This window comes from Actinosynnema sp., assembly GCF_052038725.1.
Window position 1 is genome coordinate 1 of sequence record NZ_JBQGCX010001221.1, and the last position, 2,380, is coordinate 2,380.

Below are 2,380 nucleotides of genomic sequence, written 5' to 3' on the forward strand. Positions count from 1 at the left end.
GTGGCGTTCAGCGCCAGCAGGTTGGTCTGCTCGGCGATGGAGGTGATCACCTTGATGACGTCGCCGATCTCCGCGCTGGACTGCCCCAGCTCGCCGACCGTGGCGGTGGTGCTCTGGGCGGCGGCCACCGCGCGGGACGCCACGTCGGCGGCGTCGGAGGCGCTGGTGGAGATCGAGCGGATGGCCTCGCTCATCTGGTCCGAGCCGGTGGCCACGGTCGAGATGTTGTCCGACACGTCCTGCGCCGAGGTCGCGACCTGGTTGGCCTGCGCGTCGACCTCCTGCGCGCTGCGGGCGATCTCCGCGTTGGTGGTGTGCAGCTCCTCGGCGGCGTTCGCGAGCGCCGACGCCGACTGGTCGATGGTGCGCACGGCCTGCTCCATGCTGGACGCGGCCCGGTTCAGCGCCTCGCCCATCTGGGCGACCTCGTCCTTGCCCCGCACGTCGACGCGGCCGGTCAGGTCGCCGTCGGCGACCTTGTTCAGCACGGTCACGACCTCGCTGACGGGGCGCGAGATGCGGCGACCGATCCACAGCGCCACGACCACGCCCGCGAGCGTGCCCAGCACCAGGATCAGCACCATCTGCAGCTGCGCGGACTCGACGGTCTCGTTGAAGTCGGTGCTGGACGCGAGGTCGTCGACGGCGGCCTGCACCTCGACGGTCAGCACGTCCTCGTAGGTCTTGCGCAGGTCGCGGTTCACGGTGGTGGACGCGGTGACCGCGCCCACCCGGTCGGTGGCGAACAGGTCCAGCTCGGCGGTCACCGAGGCGTGCCACTTCTCCAGCTCGGCGCGGACCTTCGCGACCGCCTCCTTGCGCTCGGGGCGCTGGGTGGAGGTCTCGGAGCTGCGCAGCGCGTCCGCGACGGCGGTGAAGCGCTTCTCGAAGCTGTCCCGGTAGGACTGCTCGCCGGTCAGCAGGTAGCCGCGCTCGTCGTTCGCGGCGGCCTTCGCCTGGAGCGCGGCCTCCTGCAGGCCGTTGAGGTAGGGGACGGTCCGGCTCAGCTGCGTGTCGTTCGTGTCCTGCAAGGACTCGATCTTCACCAGGCCGGTGACGCCGGTCAGCACCGAGGCGAGGGCCACCACGCCCACCGCGAGCAGCACCTTGGTGCCGATGCGGACATCCGACAGTTTCATGACAAGCCTCTCGCGGAACTACGGTGCTGGCTGCACCTGATCCGCTACGGCACCGGCCGCCCGGTCCTGAGCCCGCCACCGGTGAGGTGACCCACTCGGGCGCGGGCCAGGCCCCGCTGACCGGGGGAGAACCCCTGCCCAGCGCGGATGCGGCGTCCCACCGACGGGTGAAGGTTCACTCGTCCGAGGGGTTCTTCCGGTTGCGGTCGGTCGGCGCGAGCGCCTGCTCGGTCACCGGGTCCGGCGGGGTCGACTCCCCGCCCCTGCGCAGCGAGAAGTGCGCCTCCGCCCGCATCCGCTCGACCATGTGCGGGTGGTGCAGCTCGAACGCCGGGCGCTCGCTGCGGATGCGCGGCAGCTCGGTGAAGTTGTGCCTGGGCGGCGGCGACGAGGTGGCCCACTCCAGCGAGTTGCCGAACCCCCACGGGTCGTCCACGCCCGCGAGCTCGCCGTAGCGGTGGCTGCGCACCACGTTCCACACGAACGGCAGCACCGACGCGCCCAGCACGAACGACCCGATCGTGGACAGCGTGTTCAGGAAGGTGAACCCGTCCGACGGGAGGTAGTCGGCGTACCGGCGCGGCATCCCCTCGTTGCCCAGCCAGTGGTGCACCAGGAACGTGGCGTGGAAGCCCAGGAACGTGGTCCAGAAGTGCAGCTTGCCCAGGCCCTCGTCCAGCATCCGGCCGGTCATCTTGGGGAACCAGAAGTAGATCCCGGCGAAGGTGGCGAACACGATCGTGCCGAACAGGACGTAGTGGAAGTGGGCGACGACGAAGTACGTGTCGTGCACGTGGAAGTCGATCGGCGGCGACGCCAGCAGGATGCCGGACAGGCCGCCGAACAGGAACGTCACCAGGAACCCGACCGAGAACAGCATCGGCGACTCGAAGGTGAGCTGCCCCTTCCACATCGTGCCGATCCAGTTGAAGAACTTGATCCCGGTCGGCACCGCGATCAGGAACGTCATCAGCGAGAAGAACGGCAGCAGCACCGCGCCGGTCGCGAACATGTGGTGCGCCCACACCGCCACCGACAGGGCGGCGATCGCGAGCGTGGCGAAGACCAGGCCCTTGTACCCGAACAGGGGCTTGCGGCTGAACACCGGGAACACCTCGGTCACGATGCCGAAGAACGGCAGCGCGATGATGTACACCTCCGGGTGACCGAAGAACCAGAACAGGTGCTGCCACAGGATCACGCCGCCATTGGCCGGGTCGAACACGTGCGCGCCGAGGTGC

Annotated in this window: 2 protein-coding genes; both read right to left on the bottom strand. The window is 69.5% G+C overall.

Annotation, left to right across the window (positions count from 1 at the left end):
* Positions 1–1,139, bottom strand: a 1,139-nt coding sequence (locus ACTUAL_RS25685; RefSeq protein WP_440902050.1) for a methyl-accepting chemotaxis protein, incomplete at its 3' end; no start/stop codon positions are given.
* 175 nt (positions 1,140–1,314) lie between these two features.
* A partial coding sequence (locus tag ACTUAL_RS25690) for a cytochrome c oxidase subunit I (RefSeq protein WP_440902051.1) occupies positions 1,315–2,380 on the bottom strand: 1,066 nt, incomplete at its 5' end.